At 66.3% G+C, this 24,206-nt stretch carries 15 protein-coding genes; 7 read left to right on the forward strand and 8 right to left on the reverse strand.

Features of this window, described 5'->3' with window-relative positions:
• Nucleotides 1-105: 105 nt before the first annotated feature.
• The 3 genes from LDJ84_RS17350 to LDJ84_RS17360 are packed head-to-tail and all read right to left on the reverse strand — an operon-like array spanning nt 106 to nt 2,047.
• Nucleotides 106-1,080 carry a TauD/TfdA family dioxygenase gene (locus tag LDJ84_RS17350; protein ID WP_226045115.1) on the reverse strand — a complete coding sequence of 325 codons (975 nt, stop codon included), beginning with the start codon at nt 1,078-1,080 and terminating at the stop codon, nt 106-108.
• A gap of 22 nt (nt 1,081-1,102) precedes the next feature.
• On the reverse strand, nt 1,103-1,783 hold the full coding sequence (locus tag LDJ84_RS17355) for a thioesterase II family protein (RefSeq protein ID WP_263987033.1): 681 nt from the start codon (nt 1,781-1,783) through the stop codon (nt 1,103-1,105).
• A 45-nt stretch (nt 1,784-1,828) separates the two neighbouring features.
• Nucleotides 1,829-2,047, reverse strand: coding sequence for an MbtH family protein (locus LDJ84_RS17360; RefSeq protein ID WP_024764718.1), 219 nt, complete (start codon nt 2,045-2,047; stop codon nt 1,829-1,831).
• A gap of 348 nt (nt 2,048-2,395) precedes the next feature.
• Between LDJ84_RS17360 and LDJ84_RS17365 the strand changes: the two genes are divergently transcribed.
• On the forward strand, nt 2,396-2,932 hold the full coding sequence (locus LDJ84_RS17365) for an RNA polymerase factor sigma-70 (protein WP_065084377.1): 537 nt from the start codon (nt 2,396-2,398) through the stop codon (nt 2,930-2,932).
• Between the two features lie 3 nt (nt 2,933-2,935).
• Here the strand turns inward: LDJ84_RS17365 and LDJ84_RS17370 are convergent, their stop codons facing one another.
• The gene (locus tag LDJ84_RS17370; RefSeq protein WP_024764716.1) at nt 2,936-3,736 is read right to left on the reverse strand and encodes an AraC family transcriptional regulator; all 801 of its coding nucleotides are present in this window, start codon (nt 3,734-3,736) and stop codon (nt 2,936-2,938) included.
• A gap of 93 nt (nt 3,737-3,829) precedes the next feature.
• Between LDJ84_RS17370 and LDJ84_RS17375 the strand changes: the two genes are divergently transcribed.
• Nucleotides 3,830-4,723: a DMT family transporter gene (locus tag LDJ84_RS17375; protein WP_037018628.1), complete on the forward strand. Its 894-nt coding sequence runs from the start codon at nt 3,830-3,832 to the stop codon at nt 4,721-4,723.
• Nucleotide 4,724: 1 nt separating this feature from the next.
• Here LDJ84_RS17375 and LDJ84_RS17380 read toward each other — a convergent pair whose 3' ends face one another.
• The gene (locus LDJ84_RS17380) at nt 4,725-5,777 is read right to left on the reverse strand and encodes an NAD(P)H-dependent flavin oxidoreductase (protein ID WP_065084376.1); all 1,053 of its coding nucleotides are present in this window, start codon (nt 5,775-5,777) and stop codon (nt 4,725-4,727) included.
• 114 nt (nt 5,778-5,891) lie between these two features.
• On the opposite strand from LDJ84_RS17380, the gene LDJ84_RS17385 reads away from it, so the two are divergent.
• Nucleotides 5,892-6,764 carry a LysR substrate-binding domain-containing protein gene (locus LDJ84_RS17385; protein WP_037010613.1) on the forward strand — a complete coding sequence of 291 codons (873 nt, stop codon included), beginning with the start codon at nt 5,892-5,894 and terminating at the stop codon, nt 6,762-6,764.
• A complete protein-coding gene (locus LDJ84_RS17390) occupies nt 6,761-7,951 on the forward strand; it encodes a YbfB/YjiJ family MFS transporter (protein ID WP_226045117.1) in 1,191 nt (396 codons plus the stop codon). The genes LDJ84_RS17385 and LDJ84_RS17390 overlap by 4 nt, the downstream gene beginning before the upstream one ends.
• 57 nt (nt 7,952-8,008) lie before the next feature.
• Here LDJ84_RS17390 and LDJ84_RS17395 read toward each other — a convergent pair whose 3' ends face one another.
• A complete protein-coding gene (locus LDJ84_RS17395) occupies nt 8,009-8,449 on the reverse strand; it encodes a carboxymuconolactone decarboxylase family protein (RefSeq protein WP_226045118.1) in 441 nt (146 codons plus the stop codon).
• 147 nt (nt 8,450-8,596) lie between these two features.
• Between LDJ84_RS17395 and LDJ84_RS17400 the strand changes: the two genes are divergently transcribed.
• Both LDJ84_RS17400 and LDJ84_RS17405 read left to right on the forward strand, forming a co-directional pair.
• Nucleotides 8,597-10,030 carry a PLP-dependent aminotransferase family protein gene (locus LDJ84_RS17400; RefSeq protein ID WP_226045119.1) on the forward strand — a complete coding sequence of 478 codons (1,434 nt, stop codon included), beginning with the start codon at nt 8,597-8,599 and terminating at the stop codon, nt 10,028-10,030.
• A 474-nt stretch (nt 10,031-10,504) separates the two neighbouring features.
• Nucleotides 10,505-10,795: a putative quinol monooxygenase gene (locus LDJ84_RS17405; RefSeq protein ID WP_024764711.1), complete on the forward strand. Its 291-nt coding sequence runs from the start codon at nt 10,505-10,507 to the stop codon at nt 10,793-10,795.
• Between the two features lies 1 nt (nt 10,796).
• Here the strand turns inward: LDJ84_RS17405 and LDJ84_RS17410 are convergent, their stop codons facing one another.
• The gene (locus LDJ84_RS17410; RefSeq protein ID WP_226045120.1) at nt 10,797-11,585 is read right to left on the reverse strand and encodes an SDR family NAD(P)-dependent oxidoreductase; all 789 of its coding nucleotides are present in this window, start codon (nt 11,583-11,585) and stop codon (nt 10,797-10,799) included.
• A gap of 96 nt (nt 11,586-11,681) precedes the next feature.
• Entirely contained in the window at nt 11,682-13,235 is a 1,554-nt protein-coding gene (locus LDJ84_RS17415) for a mechanosensitive ion channel family protein (protein WP_052239104.1), read from the reverse strand.
• A gap of 377 nt (nt 13,236-13,612) precedes the next feature.
• Between LDJ84_RS17415 and LDJ84_RS17420 the strand changes: the two genes are divergently transcribed.
• Nucleotides 13,613-24,178: a VCBS domain-containing protein gene (locus LDJ84_RS17420; protein WP_226045121.1), complete on the forward strand. Its 10,566-nt coding sequence runs from the start codon at nt 13,613-13,615 to the stop codon at nt 24,176-24,178.
• Nucleotides 24,179-24,206 lie beyond the last annotated feature (28 nt).

Genomic DNA, 24,206 nt, shown 5'->3' on the forward strand with positions numbered 1-24,206 from the left:
AGCTAGAGCCAGGCGAGGCGGAAGGCAGACAAAAAAGCGCAGTTCACTGCAGTGAATGAGCATTTTTGTCTGTCTTCCAACGACGCATGGCCGACGCGCAGCCGCTCAGGCCCCGTGACCTTCGGCCATCGCAACGACTACCTTGCGCGGCCCGCTGAACGGCGAGCGCGCATGCGCCGCCAGCATGTTGTCGAGCATCAGCACGTCACCGCTGGTCCAGGGGAAGCTCACCTTGGCCTCCTCCAGCACGCCGCGGACTTCGTCGAGTACCGAGGGTTCGATGGGGCTGCCGTCGCCGTAGTAGACGTTGCGCGGCAGGTCTTGCTCGTCGACGATTTCCAGCAGGCTCTCGCGCACTTCCGGCGGCAGGTTGGAGACGTGGAACAGGTGCGCCTGGTTGAACCAGACCCAGTCGCGGGTGACCGGGTGCTGCGCGACGGCCTGGCAGACCTGGCGAGTGCGCAGCTCGCCGTCGTCCTTCCACTCCCAGCCGATCTTGTGAGCCCTGCAGTAGGCCTCGACCACGGCCGGATCGTTGCTGTTGAACACCTGTTCCCAGGCCACATCCAGGCCGTTGCCGAAGTTGCGGGTGTACATCAGCCCGCGCTCGGTGAAGCGTCGGCGGATGCCTTCGTCCACTTGGCGGTAGATCTCGCGGCTGTCGGCGATGGGAGTCTCGCCGCCGCTCTGTGCGGCCTGCACGCAGTAGAACCAGATCTTCATCGGCCACTCGCGGGTGTAGGCCTGTTCGTTGTGCAGCGGGATGTGCTGGTGCGGCGGGTATTCGGTGGAGGTGTACACGCCGCTGGTGACGTTGCTGCGCGGGGTGGAGCCGAATTCGTAGTTGAGCAGCGGATGGCCGAAGCCGGCGGCGAACTCGCGGAAGCGCTCCGCCGCGCCGACCTGGAAGCCACGGAAGAGAATGCCGGCGCACACCGGCAGGCGCTCTTCAACCAGCGGGCGCAGTTCGGCCAGGGCATCGAGCAGGTCGATACCCTCGCCGCGCGCCTGCACCAGCAACGGCAGACCGCCGCGCGCTTCAACCAGGGGAGCGATATCGAACAGAGTGGAGGTAGGCATCTGGATTCTCCGCGAGGGGCACTCAGGCCAGCGCTGCGCTGGACGGTTTCCCCGGTTGCTGCAGGCGGCCGAGCATCAGTTCGAGCAGGCGCGCCTCGTCGGTGTTGATGAAGAAGTGGCCGCCTTCGAGCATCTCCAGGGAGAAACCGGCGCAGGTCTCGTCCTGCCAGGCCGACAGCGACTCGACCGAAAGCCGGTCGCCCTTGCCACCGAACACATGGATAGGACAGGTCAGCGGCGCGCGTCGGCGGTAGTCGTAGCGGCCGCAGAGGAGGAAGTCGGCGCGCATCACCGGCAGGGTCAGGGCAAGCATCTCGGCATCGGCGAACACCGCCGCCGAGGTGCCGCCCAGCCGCTGCATGCGTTCGATCAACTGCGCGTCGCTCTGCTCCTGCGCCAGCTCACGATGGCTGTCGCGGTGTGACGGCGCAGAGGCGGCCGAGGCGAACAGCGCCTGCGGCAGCGGCAGGCCGCGCTCGCGCAGGGCATTGGCCAGTTCGAAGGCCAGCAGACCGCCGAGGCTGTGGCCAAAGATGGCGTAAGGCAGATCCAGGCGTGCGGCGATCTCATCGGCCAGTTGGCTGGCGAGAGCTCGCAGATCGGTCTGCAGGCCTTCGGCGAAGCGCCGACCACGGCCGGGCAACTCCACCGGGCAGACCTCGATCCACTCCGGGAGCTGGCGCTTCCAGCGCGCATAGAGCATGGCGCTGGCGCCGGAGTACGGCAGGCAGAACAGACGCAGCACGGGTCAGTGCCCCGCAGCCTGGCCGTCCATCTTCTGCCGCAGGCTCAGCGGGCGCATGTCAGTCCAGTTGGCTTCGACGAAGGCCAGGCAGTCGGCCTTACTCCCCTGCTTGCCGGCCTCACGCCAGCCGGCCGGGACTTCCTTGTAGACCGGCCACAGCGAGTACTGCTCTTCGCCATTGACCAGCACCTTGTACACCGCGTCTTCGCGATCGAAAGCCATTGCTCTTCTCCTCTCTCCAGATGGGGATGCCGACGCAGAGCGGTTACCCCGTTTTTCCAGCTCTGCCATGAAGACGAGGGAGGCAAAGAAATAGTTAGTGTTCTCGGATGCGATTAATTCTCATAAGATATGCGCCGGCGAAATTTCCTGGCTTGTCCTTCACCTGTAAGTCGAGAGTTCTGACGAATGGATGCGAATGAAAAAACTTCACACTTGTGTGGGAACCCTGTCCCAGAGCGATAGTCGGAGTCTCTCGAATAAATTGATAATAATTATCATTTGATCTAGATTGACCGCCTCAACCCATGTGGACGTCCCCGCCTCCGCCGCCGCATAGGAACACCTTGCATGTCCAAGCCAATGCCCGCCGAGTCGCGCCCCGCTCTCCACGAGCTGTTCGCCACCCACCGGCAGACCTTCATCAATGCGGCCGCACGCATCCTCGGCTGCCGCAGCCATGCCGAAGACGTGGTGCACGATGCGTACATCAAGCTCAATGCGAGCGACCTCACCCCCGGCATCCAGTCGCAGAGCGGCTACCTGATGCGTGTGGTGCGCAACCTGGCCATCGATCTCTATCGCCGTCAGGCGCTGGAGAAGCGCTACTCGGGTAGCGAGGAAGAAGGCATGCACATCGCGACGCCGTCCGCGTCACCGGAAATGGAGCACGAGGACCGGGAGACCCTGGAAGCTATCTCCAGCGCCCTGCAGACGCTGCCCGAGCGCACCCGCTATGCCTTCGAGATGTACCGCCTGCACGGCCGCACGCAGAAGGAAATCGCCGAGGAACTGGGCGTCTCCCCGACCCTGGTGAACTTCATGGTGCGCGACGCGCTGATCCACTGCCGCAAGACCCTCAAGGGCCTGGAAGAAGGCCGCGGCTGATGCTCAGCCTTCCGCCGCCAGAGCGCGGAAGGTCGAGCGATACTGCTCCGGCGTGGTGCCCGACAGCCGCCGGAACATGGCGATGAACGCCGAGGGGCTGCTGTAGCCCAGGTTGAAGGCGATCTGCTGCACCCCCTCCCCCGATGCCAGTGCCTCGATGGCGGCAAGAAACCGCAGGCGCTGGCGCCATTCGCCGAACGACATCCCCAACTCCCGCTGGCAGGCCCGCGCGAGGGTGCGCTCGGTGCTGTGCACGCGCTCGGCCCATTGCGCCAGAGTGCGGTTGTCGCCCGGCTCGGCCTGCAGCGCGGCCAGCACCTCACCCAGCGCGCCGCCGCTGGCATAAGGCAGGTAATCATCATGGGGCTGTGCGGCCTGGAGCTGGTCGATCACCACTTCGGCCAGGCGCTGGTCGGCTGCGCTCTGCGGGATGTTGACCCGGCGTGCGGCGAAGTCGGAGAGGATCGCCTTGAGGATGTCGCTGATCGCCAGAGTGCAGGGATTCTGCGGCAGCTTGCGCGCCAGTTCGGCGGACACGTACAGCGAGCGATAGACGATGGCCTGCCGGTTGTAACAACTGTGTAAACGCCCCGGCGGCACCCATACCGCGTACTGCGGCGGCGAGAGAAAGCGCTGGCCGTCCACTTCCAGCTCCATCACCCCGTGGGAGGCGTAATTGAGCTGGCCCCAGGCGTGGCGGTGGCTGGGCGAGTGAGTCCCGGCGTCGAACTCGTCGTAGCGAAAGTACAGATCGGCGGGCAGGCGGTCGATGTCAGGAAGGGGAAGCGGCAGTACGCGGGTCATGTCCGAAAGCCGGGGTGGATTGTCTGATTTTCATTATACGTCTGGATTCGGACGAGCGGAGAATATGCACCGTTATCCCCGGAAGCGTTTCCCATGAATTACCTGTTCCCCTTGCTGGCCGTGGTCATCTGGTCCGGCAACACCGTCGTCAACAAGCTCGCCGTAGGGCAGATCGCCCCCGCGGAAATCGGCTTCTTCCGCTGGCTGCTGGCCGGCGCGCTGCTGACGCCCTTCCTGCTGCGCGCCACCCTTGCCCACTGGCCGGTGATCCGCGCCAACCTGGGCAGGATCGTCACCCTCGGCCTGCTCGGCATGGCGGTCTACCAATGCCTGGCGTACTACGCCGCCGCGCTGACCTCGGCGACCAACATGGGGATCATCCTGTCGCTGATGCCGCTGATGTCCCTCGCCCTGGCATCGATCCTGCTGCGCCACAGGATGAGCGCCACCGCGCTGCTCGGCGCGCTGGTGTCGCTGGGCGGCGTGCTGCTGGTGATCACCCAGGGCAACCCACAACAATTGATCAGCCACGGCGTGAACCTGGGCGATGGCATGATGATCGTCGCCACGGCGGCCTATGGGGTGTACGGCGTGCTGCTGAAGAAATGGAACCTGCCGCTGCCGCCGCTGCTGATGCTCTACCTGCAGGTGCTGGTGGCCATCGTTGCGCTGGCCCCGCTGTATATCGCTTCGCCGCACCACGGCCTGACCACGGCCAACCTGCCGCTGGTGCTCTATGCCGGGCTGCTGGCTTCCATCGTCGGTGCGCTGGCCTGGATGCAGGGCGTACAGCGCATGGGGCCGAGCCGAATGGCGCTGTTCTTCAACCTGCTGCCGGTGTTCACCGCCGCCATCGCCGCCGTGGTGCTGGGCGAGCAACTGACCAGCTATCACCTGATCGGTGGCGCGCTGATCCTGAGCGGCGTATTACTGGCCGAGCTGTGGCGGCCGCGGGAGAAACCCGTCACGGCCGCCAGCGCTCGCTGAATCAGGCGTTGTCACGCAACTCGGCCATCAGCGTCGCCACCAGCTGCGCCGCCGGCATCTCCCGTGACAACGGCGCGCCCTGCCCGGCCCATTGCACGGCGAAGTCGGTATTGCCCTTGGCGTTCGCTGCAGCCGTCAGCGCCTTGGCCGCGTCATAGGTGATGGGGTAGTCAGGCAGCGCCGGCGCATCGGCGCTGCCCAGGTCAGTGAACAGCCGATTCACCATCCCGCGAGCGGCGCGGCCGGAAATCGCCGCCGTCACCTCGGTGCGTTCTCCTCGCTCGCCACGCAGCGCTGCCTTGAATGCGGCGTTGGCCGAAGACTCGTCGGCAGCTATGAACGCGGTGCCCATCTGCACGGCCTGGGCGCCCAGTTCGAACACCGCGCGCATGCCCTGCCCATCCATGATTCCACCTGCCGCGATCACCGGCAGGCCTGTGCCTTTCACCAGCGTGCGGACCAGCGCGAAGGTGCCGATGCGCGCGTCCTTCTCCGGCTCGAACACGCCCCGGTGGCCACCGGCCTCATAGCCCTGAGCGACGATCGCATCGATGCCCGCAGCCTCGATGGCGCGGCCCTCTTCCAGGCAGGTGGCAGTCGCCAACAGGCGGATGCCGGCGGCCTTCAGGCGATCGATCCAGCTCTGCGGCGGCAGGCCGAAGTGGAAGCTGACCACGGCCGGGCGCGCCTCGATGAGGAACTCCAGCATGTCCGGATCGGCCAGGAAGCTGCGATAGATCTCGGTGATCTGCTGCGGCGGCTGCGCATCGAACTCGGCGAACAGCGGGCGCAGGTGCTCCAGCCAGGCCGCCTCGCGCGCCGGATCGGCCACCGCCGGGCGGTGGCAGAACAGGTTGAGGTTGAGCGGCTTGTCGGTCAGCGCGCGGGTCTGCTCCAGCAGGGCGCGGGCCTGCGTCGCGTTGCTGGCGCCCAGGCCGATGGAACCCAGGCCGCCGGCATTGGAAACCGCCGCGGCCAGCGCCGGGGTGGACACGCCAACCATGGGTGCCTGGATGATGGGGAACTGGATGCCGAGCAGATCGGTGATGCGCATGACGGGGTCCTCAACGTCAGGGTCGGCGAAGTCGCCGTTTGGCCTGTAATGGCTTGACTTAACATCTCATAAAGAGAATATTCGTCGCAACATATTCTCTATTGAAGATTAATCATGGATCTCTCCAGCCTGGAAATCTTCCGTTGCGTGGCCGAGGAACAGAGCGTCACCCGCGCCGCGGCCCGCCTGCAGCGCGTGCAATCGAACGTCACCACGCGCATCCGCCAGCTCGAGGAAGACCTTGGCGCGGCGCTGTTCCTGCGCGACGGCAAGCGCATGACGCTGACCGACCAGGGCCGCGACTTTCTCCGCTACGCCGAGCAATTGCTCGCCCTCGCCACCGAAGCCCGCCAGTCGCTGCACCCGAGCAGCGCCACCGGCAGCCTGCGCCTGGGCAGCATGGAAGCCGCCGCCGCCAGCCGGCTACCGGAAATCCTGGCGCGCTTTCACCGGGCCTATCCCGACGTGGAACTGCACATCACCACCGGCCACAGCCAGAAACTGATCAATGAAGTGCTGAACCGCCAGCTCGACTGCGCGCTGATCTCCCATCCGGACATCCTCCACGCCGAACCCGGCTTCGAATCGCTGCTGGAGCGCGGCCTGTGCGCCGAACCGGTGTTCCGCGAGGAGTTGCTGCTGGTGCTGCCTGGCGACCATCCACCGGTAACCCGGCCCGAGGATGTGCAGATCCGCACGCTGGTGGGCTTCGCCCGTGGTTGCACTTACCGGCAGTTGCTGGAGCGCTGGTTGAACGGAGCGTCGCTCGCCGTGCAGGAGGTCGGTTCGTACCATGGCATCCTCGCCTGCGTTAACGCCGGCTCCTGTTTTGGCGTGCTGCCTCGTTCAGTGCTGGAGCTGCATCGGGATATGCCGGCCCTGCAGGTGGTGCCGCTGCTGGAAGTGGACACCTTGCTGATCTGGCGCGAAGGCTACGCCACCGGCGCCTTCCAGCGCTGGCGGGAAGCCCTCGAGGCACGCCCGTGAGCCGCACCCGCCGCCTGCCCGCGGCGCTGTCGGCAGCACTGATCCTTGCCGTGGGCATGGGCTTTGGCCGGTTTGCCTTTACCGGGCTCTACCCGCTGATGGTGCGCGACGGCGTGCTCAGCGTCACCGGCGGCTCGCTGGCGGCCTCGGCCAATTACGCCGGCTACCTGCTGGGTGCGCTGCTGCTGGCGCGCAGCCACGAACGACACGCTGCACGCATCTGCCTGATCGCCCTGGTCGGCACCTTGGCCGCCCTCGCCGCCATGGCCATTCCGGCACCCGTCTGGTTTGCCGTCGGCGTGCGCCTGCTGGCGGGCGTGCTCACGGCCATGGTGCTGGTCAGCGCGGCGCAATGGTTGTTGCAGAGCATGGGCGAAAGCCATGGCGCTCCGATGATGTTCGCCGGCGTGGGCGTCGGCATCCTGGTCTCGGCGGAACTGATTGCCGCCGGCAACGCCTTCGGCCTGGGCAGCGCCGCGATCTGGTGCGTGTTGGCGCTGGCCGGGCTGGTGCTGTCGCTGCTGGCCACCCCCGCGCTGGGCCGCGCAGCACCGACTTCGCCGCAGCAGACAACGAACGGTACGGGGCCGATGCCCGAGCTGTCCGCGTTGATCATCCTGCTGGTCTACGGCCTGGCCGGCTTCGGCTACATCATCACCGCCACCTACCTGCCATTGCTGATGAAGAGTGGCCTGGGCGCCATCGACCCGCTGCAGGTCTGGGCCGCCTTCGGCCTGGGTGCGGCACCGTCGTGTTTCCTCTGGCATCGGCTGCACCTGAGGCTCGGCGGCCGTCGCGCATTGGCGTTGAACCTGCTGGTGCAGGCCATCGGCGTGATGCTGCCGGCACTGGGCGAGTCCGCTTTCCTTTATCTGGGCAGCGCGGTGCTGGTGGGTGGCAGCTTCATGGGCACCGTGACCATCGCCATGCCGGCGGCCCGCGCGGTGGCCGCGCAGGTGCGCTTCAACATGCTGGCGGCGATGACGGCGCTGTATGGCGTCGGGCAGATCGCCGGGCCACTGGCCGCCAGCGCCCTGCGCGGGTTGACCGGCAGCTTCATTCCGGCCCTGGGCGCCGCCGCCAGCGCCCTGCTGATCGGCGCGCTGTGCTGCCTGCCACTGCGCCGAACTGCCCTTTGCAGGAGCGAGCTTGCTCGCGAACAACCTCAACACCACAGCTGCCTGTAAATCTGTTCGCGAGCAAGGACTGGGCGTCCCCCTCGGTCCGGCAGGCAAGGCACCCGCTCAGGCCGGCGGCGGCTGGCGGAAGGACACGCCCAGGCGGTTCCACACGTTGATGGCGCCGATGGCCACGGTGAGGTCAACCAGTTCGCGCTCGCTGAACTGCTCGCGGGTGAGCTGGAAGACCTCCAATGGCACCTTCGATTCGGACAGCAGCGTCACCGACTCGCTCCAAGCCAGCGCCGCGCGCTCACGCTCGGTGAAGAACGGCGATTCACGCCACACGCTGACGGCGAACAGGCGCCGTTCGGTCTCGCCATTGCGGCGCGCTTCCATGGCGTGCATGTCGGCACAGAAGGCGCAGTTGTTCACCTGCGACACGCGCAGGCGCACCAGTTCCAGCAGTGGCTTCTCCATCGACAGCTCGAAGATGGCGGCTTCCAGCGCCAGCACTGCCTTCAGCGCTTCCGGCGAGGCAGTGTAGTAATCCAGACGCGGCTCCATGACGGGAACTCCAGACGATGACCCCGCCATTGTGCGCCGGCGCCTCGCGCTGAGAGGTGGCCAATCCGCGGAAATTGCACCGCGCAACTTCACCACGGCCAATGCCGGCGCTACGCTTGCGCGACCGCCCTGCCCCGGAGTTCGCCCTTGGAGCTGCACCTGATCATCCACGGCCAGAAAGATCTCGCCGGGCAACTCTATCGCCAGCTGCGCGAAGCCATCGACTCCGGCCGCCTCGCCGCCGGCACCCGCCTGCCGCCCAGCCGCCTGCTGGCCGAGCAGTTGGGTATCTCGCGCAAGACCATCTCCGACACCTACGCCCAGCTCACCTATGAAGGCGTGCTGGTGGGCAAGATCGGCAGCGGCACCTTCGTCAACACGCACCTGCCGCGGCATGACCGGCGCCAGGATGGCGTGCGTTTCGCCAGCCAGGAAAACATCGAGCGCTGGTGCAACCTCGACACTCGCCTGCGCCACCCCGGCGCCGCCGGCACGGCGAAGGCCGACTTCATCGGCGGCGCCACCACCCAGTTGCAGTTCCCCCAGGAAGAATGGCGGCGCTGCGTGAACCATGCGCTGCGCCAGATGGCCGGCATGCGCGGGCACTACAGCGCCCCCGAAGGCATCGCGCCGTTGCGCGATGGCATTTCCCGGCACATCTCCTATGCACGCGGGGTGAACTGCCAGCTGGACGACGTGATGGTCTGCAATGGCGCGCAGCAGGCGCTGGACCTGCTTGCCCGCATCATGCTGCGGCCGGGTGACAGAGTCGCGATGGAAGACCCCGGCTATACCCCGGCGCGGCTGATCTTCCAGACCCTGGGTGCCGACGTGGCCAGCGTGCCGGTGGACGCCGAGGGCATCTGCGTTGACCTGATTCCCGAAGGCACGCGGATGATCTACACCACCCCGTCGCACCAGTTCCCGCTGGGCATGCCGATGAGCCCGGCGCGCCGCGAGGCGCTGCTGGCGCGGGCGCTGGAGCTGGGTGCGCTGGTGATCGAGGACGACTACGACAGCGAGTTCCGCTACGAAGGCCGGCCCACCGATGCGCTGCAGAGCCTCGACCGGCACGGCGTGGTGGCCTACATCGGAACGTTCTCCAAGGTGCTGCTGCCGGAGCTGCGCCTGGGCTATCTGATCCCGCCGCCCAGCCTGTTCCCCGCGCTGGTGCGTGCCCGGCAGATCAGCGACTGGCACAGCTCGACCCTGCCGCAATGGGCGCTTTCCAAGTTCATCGCCGAAGGCTATTTGCTCAAGCACATCCGCCGTTGCCACGGTATCTACGCCGGGCGCCGCGAACGGATACTCGCGCGGCTGACCGGCGACCTGGCACCCTGGCTGGAGGTGGTGCCCTCGGTGGCCGGCTTTCACCTCACCGCGCTGCTGCGCCAGCCGACCAACGTGGCGCTGCTCACCGAGCTGGCGCGCAAGGTCGAAGTCGGCCTCTACGGCCTGGCGCCCTTCCACCACCAGGTGCCGGTGCGCGACGGCCTGCTGCTGGGCTTCGGCGCCATCGACACGCTGGATATCGACCCGGCGCTGGACAAGGTGCGCGACCTGCTGCAGCAGTTGGGCTGACGCCAAAACCCAATTCCCAGGGAGCGTAGGAGCAACTGTCTTTTCCTGGGGAGTCCGTACCAATGCATCCCCCTCACCCCAGCCCTCTCCCTCAGGGAGAGGGGGCCGCCCGAGCCAGCTGACGCTGAGGTTTCATCCTGCACCGAACGGTCCCCTCTCCCTTTGGGGGAGGGTTAGGGTGAGGGCCGACCCAAGCGCAGAAGCATCTCGTAGGAGCGGACTCTGTCCGCGATCGATTTCCGACCATTCCAGGCCCGCCGGTAGCACATCGCGAACGAAGTCCGCTCCTACGCTCCCGATAGCATCGCAGCGCGCAGCGGAAGGATTGGTCCAACGGTTTTCCCGGGAATTGGCAGTTCATGCGCAGACGGTGCGGCCGTAACCTTCCAGCGTCGGTTTTGAAAGCCGGTTCCGGCCTTTACCGGATGCCGGCGCCAGCGCCCAATGGCCATCCATTGCAGAAGGAGCCCCGCCATGTCCCCGTCCGCCATTGCAATCGTCCGCGTCCAGGCATTCCCCGGCCAGGCCAGCGCGCTGGGTTCCTACCTGGGCGAGCTGCTCGAACAGGTGCGCCGCCAACCGGGCTGCCAGTCCGGCGAGCTGCAGGCGCTGGCCGCCGACCGCTGGCAGGTATCGACCTGCTGGGCCAGCCAGGCCGAGCTGGAGGCACACCTGTCCGGCCCGAAGGCACAACAGTGGCTCGGCCAGCTCGGCAGTGGTGAATTGGCGCTGGGGCTGGAGTTCGAGAGCCACAGCGTCGAGTGATTCAGAACGGCGAGCGCACCACGCCGCCGTCCACCCGCAATGCCGCGCCATTGGTGGCCGACGAGGCCTCGGAGCAGACGTAGACCACCAGGTTGGCCACCTCTTCCGGGCGCGCGAAGCGCTGCAGCAGGGAGCTGGGCCGCGCACTGCGGAAGAACTCGGCCTCGAACTCCGCGAACGGCTGGCCGCCGGAGAGTTTCTCGACGAATTCGTTGACGCCCTCCGAGGCGGTCGGCCCCGGCAGCACCGCGTTCACTGTCACGCCAGTGCCCGCGCAGGTCTCCGCCAGCCCGCGGGACAGGCTGAGCTGGGCCGTCTTGGTGACGCCGTAGTGGATCATCTCCACCGGGATCACCATGCCACTCTCGCTGCTGATGAATACCACCCGGCCCCAGTTCTTCTGCTTCATGCCCGGCAGGTAGGCGCGGGACAAACGGACACCGGAGAGCAGGTTGACGTCGAGGAAGCGCACCCAGTCCTCGTCCGGGATGTCCTCGAAGGGCTTGGGGTCGAAGATGCCGAGGTTGTTCACCAGTACATCCACCGCCGGATAGCGCTTCACCAGCGCGGCAACCTGCTGCGGATCGGAAAGATCGCCGGCGAATCCTTCCACCTTGGCGTCCGCCTGAGTGGAGCGGATGCGCCCCAGCGCCTCGTCCACGGAAGCGTGGCTGCGGCCATTGACGATCACCCTCGCCCCTTCGCGGGCCAGGCCCTGGGCAATGGCGAAACCGATGCCCTTGGTCGAACCGCTGACCAGGGCGAGCTTGTCGGACAAATGCAGGTTCATGGGGTGTCTCCGGGGCGGAAGTATGGGGCGGGCGCGACATCGCAACCTGGGCCCGTGGACGGATCAGGATAGATGAAGGCCCGCAAGGCGCAGGCCTCAGTGGTCGGAAGGCGTTTCAGGCTTCGCCGGCGCTGCGTGCCAATGCTCCCTGGGGACCCATTTCGCTTCCTGCGGATCGCCCAGGTAATGCGGCGACATGATCTGCACGCCGTACTCGTTGAACACGTCCTGGATATTCGCGTGCAGTACGCTCAGCAGCAGTGCGCGCGGTCGCGGCTCGCTGGGGATGGCCTGGGCGACCAGGCGGTATTCGGGGTAGAAGTCCGACAGCGCGGTCTGGAATACCTGCGGCGCCGGGGTTTGCAGGATCCCGTCGGTGCGCCGCGCCGCTTCGATCAGCATCGCCTCCACCTGCCGCCACGGGGTGTCATAGCCAATGGTGACCACGGTATCCACCACGTAGCCTTGGCCCTGGACGATGCGCGAATAGTTGCGTGTCACGGAGCCGGTGATCATCGAATTGGGCAGCGTCAGCACCTCGCCCAGGCCGGTGCGGATGGTGGTATTGAAGACACCGACCTCGGTCACAGTGCCTTCGTTGTCGCCAATGCGGACGAACTCGCCCACCCGCAGCGTGCGCGAATAGGTGAGGATCAGTCCCGAGGCAGCCTGGCCTATCACACTGGACGCACCGAGGGAGATCATCAGGCCGACCAGCACCGACAGGCCCTTGAAAGCCTCGGTGCCGGAGCCGGGCAGGTATGGGTAGGCCATGACAATGGCGAACAGCCAGATCGCCAGGGAGGTCAGCCGCGTGGTCGGCTGCAGGGTTTCCTCGGTCAGCCAGCGCAGGTTGCCCGGCCGTGCCATGCGTTGCAGCACATGACGGGAGAAGCCGCTGATGGCGCGGGCGATGATCAGGATGCACAAGGCGACTGCCAACCCCGGCAGCGCATCCAGCATGCCGTTGATCAGGTACCGCGCGAGGTTGACCAGATGCACATTGAGGCTCTCGCCCCAGGGCCGGGTATAGGGGAAGCGCGACAGCACGAAGCTCAGCCACTGGTAGCTGAAGAGGAACACCAGCAGCCAGTAGACCAGCCAGATCAACCGGCCCACCAGGTAATAGAGGTAGCGGCTGCCCAGCAGGGGTGTCTGGCCGACCTTGAGACGGCCGCTGTGCCGGCTCATCACGTCCGGCAGGCGATCCAGCAGTTTGCCCCGCACATAACCGACGCCGCGCAGCAGCAACAGGTAGGCCAAGGTGGCCACTGCCGCCAGCCCCAGCGCGCTGAGCAGATAGCGCACGCTGCCCGCTTCGCGATTCTCGGCCACCGCGAGGCGCAGGTTGCCGGCGGCCGCCTCGGCGGCGGCACGCACCGAACTGCCCGGCGGGTCGACATCCTCGGGCGAAACGATAAAGGCGCGGCTATAGCCAAGCAGGACCATGTAGCTGTCCTGGATCGGGTCGAGATTCACCTTCAGCTCATCGCCACCCTGAAGGGCTTCCTCGATGGTCGCCTTGGCGCGGTGCGCACGCACCTGCGGTGACTCGCCGAGCAGCGTGGCGCGGAATACCAGGATGCGGCGATTCTCGACTTTCAGCTCCGCCGCGGCATCGTCGGCAGCGCGGACCGCCGTAGCCGGCATTTCGGCGGCGATCCCGGCGTGCGCCCACAGCCCTGCCAGCCCTATCAGCAGCAGACACCTGCCCAGCATTTTCCCCATCCCCAACCCCCGGCGCTCCGGCGCCCTGCTCCGGTCTCTCATGGACCGCTCGCTCAAGCGTAGCCAAAGTCGGAATAGGCGTCTGACGGGCGGCGAAATGCCGCTATGTAGGATCCATTCGTCTGGAAGCCGCGTACAGCGTAGGAACCAGCGATGGGCTGTAAGGCTCCTGTTACTTACTTGTCGCTTATGTCGCTGTTCTGCTTGCGATAATTCGGAATGGTACTAGCGTCAATTGCGTAAGCAGATATGCGTAGGACTGCTTTTTCTCTCGATATTGATCAGCCGGAATTAGGGAAATGCAGGCCAAGTATCGTTCGAAGCTTTTCCAGCCCGCCGCCCACGCGCTCGCGCTGGAGCAACGCATTCTTTTCGATGGTGCCGCTGCGGCCGCCGTCGACCAGCAGCACCACGACTCCAGTGCGGGAGCCGAGGCCAAGGACACGGCCAAGCCGGCCACGGCTGTCGAGGCTCGGACCCAGGCGGCGGCGCCCGCGCAGGCCGCGCCGCGCAACCTGGTGGTCATCGATGCTCGCCTGGAGAACCGTGACCAGCTGGCCGCCAACCTGCCGGTGGGCACCACCGCCCTGGTAGTGGATGCCGACCAGGACGCCATCGCGGCAATCAGCAGCGCGCTGGCGCAACTGGGCAAGGTCGACTCGATCCAGATCTTCTCCCACGGCGCCACCGGCCAGTTCACCCTCGGCAACCAGACCTTCACCCGCCAGAGCGTCGATCAGCTCGGCGATCGCCTCAGCGCCTGGCGCGGCGAACTCAATGCAGGGGCGGATATCCAGTTGTACGGCTGTGACGTCGGTTCGGGCAGCGCCGGTCAGGCGCTGGTCAACGAACTGGCGCGCTGGACCGGCGCGGATGTCGGCGCCTCCAGCAATGCCACCGGCGCTACCCGCGCCGGCGGCGACTGGAACCTGGAAGTGCGCGCAGGCGATGTCGACAAGACCATCGCCCTGAGCGCCAGCACCCTGACGGACTTCCAGGGCCTGCTGGCCAATGCCAGCCCCACCGTAGCCATGGGCAGTGGCGGCGCGGCGGTGCGCCTGGGCGATACCTTCACCTTCGACGTCATCTTCAGTAACCCCTCCACGCAGGTCGGCTACGCCCCCTACATCGACCTGTTCATGCCGGCCACCGGCCGCGACGGCAACGACGGCGCCACCTTCGTTTCCGCCAGCTACCTGGGCCAGTCCGTGAAGAGTTTCGTCGTCACCTTCGACGGCAGCGGCAACGCCACCCATCCACTGGCCAAGGACGCCAATGGCAACGCCCTGGTGATCAACGCCGCCAGCGTCGGCATGAAGCCGGGCGACCAGATGGTGGTGCTGCAATTACCCTACGCCAGTGTCACCGTCGGCCAGCCGGCCATCGACATCCAGGTCACCGCGCAGTTGAGCAACCTGGCCGATACCAGCTATTCCGACGGCGCGCCGAACCTCACCATCAACGCCCGCGGCGGCTTCGAATACGGCAACGACTCGCTGAACAACCCCGCGCAGGATCCGACCCTGGTGGAAGCCGCGCTGCACAGCTTCGTGGTCACCCCGACCCTGCTGTCGGTCACCCAGACGGTGGATATGCCCGAGGGCGAAACCGTCACCGGCCCGAACTTCACCCGCACCGAAACGGTCACCGTGACCCCGGCCCCCGGCCAGACCCTGACCAACGTGACGGTCACCCAGACGGTACCCGACCAGGTACATGTCAGCTCCATCACCCCCGGCGCTGGCGGCACCCTGTCCTCGATCACCCTGCATGACGGCACCGTGCTGACCGACCCGGCGCTGATCGCCGCGGCCCTGAACAATCCCAATGCCTTCGTCGCCAGCTACACCATCCATTACGACACCCTGAGCGCCGCCAGCACCACCTCGGTCGGCTTCTACGTCCCGGAGATCGACGCCGCCGGGCGGCCGGTGCTCGATCCGACAACCGGCAATCCGCGCACCATAACCTTCGGCACCGCGACCGTGAGCGGCGACTGGAATCCGCTGGACCCGCGCGACCGCCCGATCGACCCGGACGGCTACCCCTTTACCGTGACCGGCAACGGCGCGGGTGTCGCCTTCGTCGCCAAGTCCATCACCCTGCTCAAGACGGTGAACCTGCAGACCGATGTCGGCACCCCCGGCATCACCCCCGGCGATACCCTGCGCTACACCATGGATGTGGCCATTTCCGACTTCTACGCCTTCGGCAAGAACATCCTCGGCCAAGGCCGCTTCACCATCACCGACCAACTCAGCGACGGCCAGACCTTCTCCGCCGCCAACGCGCCAAGCATCGTCATCCAGCAACACGGTGGATCGCAGGTGATCCCGGTGATCTACACCGCCACGGTGAACGCCGATGGCAGTACCACGCTGGTCTTCGATATCGGTGCCTCCATTGCCGCCGCCGTGCAGGGGCCGGGGCTCTACGCGCTGTTCGGCGATCTCTGGGACGGCGACATCCAGGAAGGCGCCACGCGGTTGTCCGTCGTCTATGACGCGATCATCGACACCACCTACACCTCCGACCACCCGCCCCACGACCAGCTCAACGAGGGCGACAGCGTCAGCAACAATGCGCTGGTGGATGCCACCGTGCTACGCGACGCGCTGAACACCGGCGGCGAGCAGACCGACGGCTCCAGCACCACCAGCACCATCAAGACCTCCAACATCGATATCCAGCTCACCCAGGTCAACGGCGGCGCACCGCCGGGCAACGGTGAGCTGCGCCCTGGCGACGTGGTGACCTTCACCATCACCTATGACCTGCTGGTGGCCGATTACGAGAACTTCACCCTGACCGCCTACCTGCCGCTGCCGCTGCTCGCCTCGCAGGTCACCGAGTGGACCCAGGGCACCGGCGTGGGCCAATGGACCTTCGGCGCCGGCAACACCATCGGCGATGTACCGGACAGCGTGCGTACCGGTGCCGGCAATTCGATCATCTTCAACTTCGGCAACTACGCTTCCGGCGGCCTGAATGGTGGCCGGGTGCAGGTGCAGTTCACCATGGTCGTGGGCGACCAGCCCTTCGCCGACCAGCGCGAACTGGACGTCCTGGCGCAATCCAGCCAGACCACCACCATCGACAAGACAGTGCTGATTTCCTCGGATGTGGCGGTCATCGAGTCGGTGGCCGAACCGGTGCTGGATATCAAGCACGGCGTGGTTTCCAGCACCAATGGCACGGTCACCGGCACCACCGGCACCTGGGCCCAGCCGGGTACCACGGGAGTACCCTTCAGTGGCAGCGTCACCAGCCTCGCGGCGGTGGACGGCAACGTCAGCGGCATCGACGGCGCCGACACCCTGCGCCTGGCCACCGCGATCAAGAATACCGGCGGCGGCGGCGCTTTCGACGTCGCCACCAGCATCACGCTGCCCGGCGGGCTGGCCTTCGTCGGCGGCAGTCTCGCGACGGCCAACCTGCAGATCCATCGCGGCGACGGCACCCTGCTGGTGCTGGGCGTCGACTACAGCGTCAGTGGCAACAGCATCACCTTCCTCGACGCCAATAACCAGGCCACCCTGCTCGCCGGCCGCGCCGGCACCGCCAACGATGTCTCCGGCGCCAACGTCGTGGTGATCACCTACGACGTTACCGTGGACAACGCCATCCTCGCCTCGCGTACGCTGCAGACCAGCGCCGCGCTGACCAACTATGCCAGCGTGAACGGCGGCCAGGACTTCACCCCGGTGGACATCGTCGAGGTCGCCAACCAGCAGGTGGCGGCGCCGACCATCACCAAGACCTACCAGAACGGCAGCCTAACCGACGACGACTCCAGCGCCGGCCACACCAGCGGCAGCAACCTGGTGATCGGCGAGAAGATGACCTACGACATCGTCGTCACGCTGCCCGAAGGCGGCACCGCCAACCTGCGTCTTTCCGACCTGATCCCGCCCGGCCTGCGCCTGGACCTCTCGGCCTTCGGCGGCGCCGGCTACCAGATCATCACCACGGTCGCCGGTAGCGGCGCACTGGGCCAGGACTTTGCCGGCAACGTCAATGTGCTTACCTTCAGCGGCGACGGCAGCGATGGCGGCGACCTCAACCTGGTGTTCAGTGCCGCCGGCTCCACGGCAGACAACAACGTCGCCAACAACGCCTTTGTCATCCGCCTGGTGCTGGTGGCGAGCAACGTGCAGGGCAACCAGCAGGGTGTGACCCTGAACAACGGTGCACAGATCACCTACAGCGACCCCGACGGCGATACGCCCAACGGCGCCACGGCGGTGGATCGCACAGTCACCAGCGCGCAGCAGCCCTCGGTGAGCATCGTCGAGCCGACCCTCACGGTGACGCAGAAGGTCAACTCCACCCCCACCTTCGGCGGTTTCGACGAAGGCGATACGGTCACCTTCGACATCACCATCGAAAACACGTCCGGGATCAATGCCTTCGACCTCAGCCTGCTGAACATCCTGCCCACGCAGATGGACAACATAGTGATCACCGGCATCGTCTACAGCGGCGGCGCCACAAACAATACCGGCGTGGACTTCATCATCCAGAACGGCCAGCTGGTTACCGCCAATGGCGCGAACATCGACATCGCCAACGGCGGCAAGATCGTCATCTCCCTGTCAGGCGTGGTGAACGCCACGGCAGCCGGCCAGGCGGTCATTTCAAACAACGTCGTGGTGCGCTGGACCAGCCTGGACGGCCTGAGCAACACCACCGACACCGGCGCCGGCGAACGCGGCGGCGACGATGGACTGCTCAATTCCGGGGTGCTCAACGACTACCGGCAGATCAACACACTGTTCATTCCCGTCACCAACGGCATCCAGGTCTCCCGCGTCGGCGGCCTCGATGCCACGCCACCGGCCACCAATTCCTCAGGTGCCACTGACACCGCCGGCCTGGAGGAAACCGTGGTGGTCGGCGAGATCATCCGGTACCGCGTGGCAGTCGTGGTACCCACCGGCGACAACCCCAACTACCAGATCCGCATCGAACTGGCTCCCGGCCTGGAATTCATTCCCGCCGATCTCAACAATATCCTGATCGCCCTGGGCTCCAGCGCCATCGGCGGGCTTAGCACCGACGCCACCGACCTGATCAGCGGCGGCACCCTGGGCATGGTCGGCAACCAGAACAGCGACGTGTCACTACCGATCCACCCTGACCTGTCCGGCGACAAGCCCACCGGCATATTCAACATCAACAGCGGGCGCCTGCAGATTTCCCCTGATGGCCGGACCATCACCTTCAACCTGGGCAACCTGACCAACACCGAGGTGAACGATGGCGATATCGAAGGCGTGATCCTGGAATTCAACGTCCGGGTCGCCAACATCGCCAGCAACCAGTCCGGAGCCCAGTTGGGCATGAATGTGTTCGAACACGTCGGCGCCGGTGCCGGGGTCGATCGCGGCCACAGCGCCACGATCTTCGAGCATGTGGTGGAGCCGAGCTTCACCGGCATGGATAAGTCGGTCATCGACATCGCCGCCGGCAGTGTGGCGGGCACGACCAACGCCACCGTCTCCGTCAGCTTTACCCAGAACGGCGAAGTACCGGCCTACAACGTCGTGCTGCGCGACCAGTTCCCCAGCGGCAGCGACTACGCGATCCAGAGCATCGTCATCAACGGTACCAGCTACACCACCGGCAACCTGCCGGCGGGCGTCACCGCGAGCGTGGTGGGCGGCCAGGTGGTGCTCAACTTCGACCAGCTGAACGTCAACGACAAGGTGCAAGTGGTCTACAGCGTCACCCTGCCCAACACCATCGTTCCCGACGATGCCAACAGCTCCGCGGTGCTGACCTGGACCAGCCTGCCCACCAGCTTCGAGAACGCCGGCTGGGGCGGCTCGCGGCCACTGACCGCCGGCGGCGTCGATGGCGAACGCACCGGCCAGGACGGCGTCGGCGGGCTGAACAACTACATCCTCAGCGACGGCGCCGGCATGGGCGTGGTGCGGGGCACCCTGTGGGATGACACCCGGTCGGCCACCAACAGCGTGACGCCTGACGGCCCCGGCCTGGGCGGCATCGGCGTGACCCTGACCTGGGCCGGCGACGACGGCGTGTTCGGCAACGCCGACGACCGTACCTTCAGCACCACGACGGCCGCCGACGGCACCTACCAGTTCGCCATCCTGCCCTCGGGCAACTACCTGGTGGCCGTGGCGCAGAACTTCGCCCAGGCCAGCAACAACCGCTTCCACGTTCGCGTGGATACCGACACCGGAACGGCCACCGTCGGCCTGGGCAACATCAACCTGAACCTGGGCGAAGGCGCCATCGGCATCGCCAATGCCGGCTACGTGCATATCAACGAAGCGCCGATCAACACCGTCGCCGACCAGCATGGCCAGGAAGACACCGTACTGCACATCGTCGGCCTGGCCACCAGCGACGTGGACGTCAATGCCGGCAACGCCAACGGCGTCATGACCGTGACCCTCACCGTGATGCACGGGGTGCTCTGGCAGACAGGGACGGCACCGGGCCCCAACGACACGCCGCCCGCGGGCGCCGGTCGCAGCCTCGTGCTCACCGGCACCCTGCAGCAGATCAACGTGCTGCTCAGCCAGATCTACTACAAGGGCGACCAGGACTTCAACACCGGCAGAAACGTCGAAGTCCTGACCATGGCCACCAATGACCAGGGCAATTTCGGCGACGCGGACAACGATGGCATTCCCGGCGAAACAGTCGAAGACGCGCTGGTGGCCATCAACACGATGAACATCGTCATCGACCCGGTGAACGATGCGCCTGTGGCCCACCCCGACCTCGCCATCGCCATCGAAGCCGGCGGCCTGAACAATGCCGACCCGGGCGTCGACCCGACCGGCAACGTGCTGGACAACGACACCGACGTCGACATCGCCACCAACGGCGACGTGCTCAAGGTCACCCGCGTGGAGAACTCCATCGGCGGTTTCGCGACCGTGGCGGCCTCCGGCGTAACCCCCCTTGCCGGCCGCTACGGCACGCTGTACATCACGGCCACGGGTGGCTTCCAGTATGTGGTCGACAACACCAACGCCGCGGTACAGGCCCTGCGTAGCGCCGGCGACGTGCTGCGCGACTCCTTCGGCTACTTCATCACCGATAGTGGCGGCCTCGGCAGCTCGACGTCCCTGACCATCGACATCCACGGCGCCAACGATACCCCGATTGCGCATAACGACGCCGGCACTGCCGTTGAGTCCGGCGGCACCAACAACGGCAGCCCCGGTGCGGATGCCATCGGCAACGTGCTGCTCAACGACACCGACGTGGACTCCACGGTCTACGGCGAGACCAAGGCCGTCAGCCTGGTGCGCTACGACGGCATCGGCGGCGGGCGCATCTTCCCGGTTGCTCCCGGCGCGCCGGCGACGCTGCCGGTCCTCTATGGCAGCCTGACGATGAACGCCGATGGGTCCTACCGCTACGTCGTCGACAACAGCAATCCTGTGGTCAATGCGCTGTCGCCCGGGGAAACCCTCACCGAGGTGTTCACCTATCAGGTCACCGACAAGGGTGGCCTGAGCGCCATCGCCACTCTGACCATCACCATCCAGGGCGCCAACGATGCCCCGGTGGCCGTGGACGACCACAACACCGCCACCGCAGGCGCCAGCGACGGCAGCCCGGCGCCGGTCAACGCCAGTGGCAACGTGATCACCGGCGCTCCGGGCACCGGCGTGGACACCGACGTCGACAACGCGGACAAGCCCAATGCCGACAGGCTCCGGGTTGATGGTGTGCGCTCCGGCCTGGAAACTGCCGGCGGCACGCTGACCACCGTCGCCGGGACGATCAGCATCACCGGCACCGCCGCACGGCTGGCCAACGGCACGATCATCAGCGGCAACTTTGGCCAGCTCACCATCGGCGTCGATGGTACCTACCTCTTCGAGGTGAACAGCGCCGACCCGGCCATCCGCGCGCTCACCGCCAACCAGTCCCTCGACGTGGTGTTCACCTACCGCATCCACGACAGCGGCGGCCTGACCGACCTGGCGCAACTGGTAATCAGCGTGACCGGGGTGAACGACCCACCCATCGTGCAACCGGTAGTGATCCACGCCACCGAGGCCGGCGGGCTGCTCAACAACGTTCCGGGCCTGGACCCAACTGGCAGCATTCGTGGCTCGTACACCGATCCGGATGGCGACGTCCTCACCATCACCGCGGTGGTCAGCCCCAGTGGCGCCAACGGTACCGTGGGAGCAGACCTGGCCGGCAATCACGGCACGCTGCTGCTCAATGCCGATGGCAGCTACCGCTTCCTGGTCAACAACCTCGACCCGGCGGTCCAGTCGTTGCGCACCTACAACGACACACTGACCGAGGTCTTCACCTACACCGTCAGCGATGGCCAGGGCAAATCCGTCACCCGAACCTTCACGGTGATCATCCACGGGCAGAACGACACTCCCATCGCCGCCGACGATACCGGCACCGCCATCGAAGCTGGCGGCACACTCAATACCACCCCTGGCGCTCCCGCTACCGGCAACGTTCTGCCCAACGACCTGGACGTGGACGGTGCCGCCTACGGCGAAACCAAGGTGGTCGATGCCGCACGCACCGGCGCCGAAGCCGCCGGCGGTACGCTCATCGACCTTGCCGCCAGCGGCGGCGTGATTGCCGGCAGCTATGGCACCCTGGTGCTCAATGCCAACGGCACCTACACCTACACGGTGAACGACAGCCTCGCCGCGGTGCAGGCACTCAAACTCGGCGACAGCCTGGTGGAAACCTTCACCTACCGCATGCACGATTCGGCGGGCGCCACGTCCATTGCCCAACTGACCATCACCATCGAAGGCCGCTACGACGCTCCGGTGGCCAACGACGACATCAACTACGCCGTGGCCAACCTCGACGGCAGCGGCGGGCGCAATCCTACCGGCAATGTCATCACGGGCTTGGGCGCACTGGGCGTCACGCTCGGCGCCGACACCGATGTCGATGCCGGCGACCACCTGGTGATCACCGGCATCGGAATCGGCGCCGAAAACCGCAATCCTCCGCTGACGCCGGTGCCCGCGGGCACCACCGGCGCCAATGGCCATACGATCCAGGGTCTGTTCGGCACCCTGGTGATCGGCGCAGACGGCAGTTACCAGTACTTCGTCGACAGCACCAATCCCACCATCGTCTCGCTCGGACCGCTGGCCTTCGCCATCGAGGCGTTCACCTATCAGGTGACCGATGACGGTGGCCTCAACGACCAGGCAACACTGTTCATCATCATTCGCGGGCGCAACGACCCACCCGTGACCGAGCCGGACTTCGGAACTGCCGTGGAGGATGGCGGCCTGCACAACAACGTGCAGGGCAGCAACCCGTCCGGCAACGTCCTGGCCAACGACACCGACCCGGACACCATCACCAGCATTCCCCAGGACGTGATGCACGTGGTGGCGTTCTGGACCGGCGACCGCCCGCTGCCGGCCGACGCCAGCGCACCCGGACAGACACTGCGCGGCCAGTACGGCACGCTGACGCTGAACCAGGACGGCAGTTGGAGCTATGAGCTCGACAATACGCTGCCTGAGGTCGAAGCCCTGCGCGCCAGCGGCCAGACCCTGCAGGACAAGTTCACCTACCTCGGCGCGGACATCTGGGGCGGCGCCACGCCCGGCCTGCTGACCATCACCATCGACGGCCGCAACGACACGCCCATCGCCAGTGACGATACCGCCACCGCCGTCGAGGCTGGCGGCGTGAACAATGGCACCCCCGGCGTCGACCCGCGCGGCAACGTGCTGGATAACGACACCGATGTCGATGGCGTGCAGTACGGAGAGACCAAGACCGTGGTCCATTACACCGGCGAGAATGGCAACACCGTCAGCGCCGGCCAGGTGCTCCAGGGGCTCTACGGCAAACTGACGATCAACGCCGACGGCAGCTACCAGTACGTCGTGGACAACGCCAACCCGACGGTGCAAGCCCTGCGCACCGCCGGCGAAACCCTTCGCGAAGTGTTCACCTACCGCATGCGCGACACTGCCGGCGCAACTTCGGACGCCCGCCTGACTGTCACCATCCGGGGCGCCGACGACAACCCGGTAGCCCGCGACGACAGCAATGTTGCCAGCGACGAAACCCCGGCGCCGCAGGCCAGCGGCAATGTGCTGCCCAACGACAGCGACGTGGATGGCGGCGACCAGCTGACCGTCACCGGCATCCGCACCGGCGAGGAAACCGCCAGTGGCACAGCCGGTGTCATCGGCCAGCCCATTGCCGGTCGCTACGGCACGCTCGTATTGAATGCCGACGGCAGCTACACCTACACCATCGACCTGAGTAATCGCGAAGTCCTCGCCGCTGCGGGCCTGGGGCAGATCCTCAAGGACTATTTCACCTACACCATCAGCGACCTGGCCGGCCTTACCGACCAGGCGCAGCTGACCATCACCCTGAACATCGCCACGCCCTACATCCCGCCGGGGCCGCACTTCGACCGCTTCGGCGACGACGGCTACCCGCGTGATCGGATACCCGACGTCGACCCGGCGATCTTCGTGCAGCCGGTGGTCGAGCGCATCGACGAGCGCCTGTCGCTCTCCGGCTGGGGCGCCGACGGCAGCAACGTCGAGTTCTTCGCCACGCCGGAGATCGAAAGCCCGTCGCTGGGTGCGCAACTGGGCCAGGTGAAGGGCCAGTTCGTCGCCCGCGCCGTCGCCGAAAGCCGCCGTGCGGCAGCCCTGGACAACAACTGGGTCGATGGCCGCCACGGCGTCATCAGCCTGAGCGCCGACGGCCTGCTGCCCGATCCCTCGCTGTGGGCGCCCTTCCCCGCCGACATGGTGGGCAAGGCGGAAAAACCCGCGCAGACCGCACCGGGCTTCCGTGCCCAGCTGCGTGAGGCCGCCCAGCGCCGGAGCGGTGGCCAATGAGGAACATGCGACCCATTCAGATCGATCA

Source organism: Pseudomonas sp. HS-18 (assembly GCF_020401845.1).
In the GTDB taxonomy this organism is placed as follows: domain Bacteria; phylum Pseudomonadota; class Gammaproteobacteria; order Pseudomonadales; family Pseudomonadaceae; genus Pseudomonas; species Pseudomonas nitroreducens.